The sequence below is a fragment of the Vibrio sp. 10N.222.55.C6 genome (assembly GCF_041473395.1).
In the GTDB taxonomy this organism is placed as follows: Bacteria; Pseudomonadota; Gammaproteobacteria; order Enterobacterales; family Vibrionaceae; genus Vibrio; species Vibrio crassostreae_C.
In genome coordinates, this window is sequence record NZ_JBFRSD010000241.1 from 1 (window position 1) to 361 (window position 361).

Sequence of the window (361 nt, forward strand, 5' to 3'; positions counted from 1 at the left end):
ACTCTGAAATATTAAGCAGGGCCTGAACATCGAAGATTTCACCCAAAACAACGGCGCCCGCGTAAAGTGTGGTAGGCAAAATGTTGATCACGTATTGGCACAAGAAAAGTAACGTCACAAACTTCTTCACCGACATGTCGTAGCGGCTCTCTAAGAAATCAGGAATAGTGGTGATGCCTTGCTTCAAATAACGAGGAACTAACATCAAAGCGATGATCACCAAAGTGACACCAGAGGCCACTTCCCAGCCCATGACACTCATATTGTGGGTATAAGCTTGTGCGCTCATGCCCACGAAACTGGTGGCGCTCAAGTTTGTTAAGATAAGTGAGCTGGCGATTAAGCCGCCGGTTAAGCTTCT

General features: G+C 46.8%; 1 protein-coding gene. It reads right to left on the reverse strand.

Annotated elements, in window-relative coordinates; all coding sequences use genetic code 11:
• A partial coding sequence (locus tag AB4486_RS23465; protein ID WP_408063671.1) for a sodium:solute symporter family transporter occupies positions 1 to 361 on the reverse strand: 361 nt, incomplete at both ends.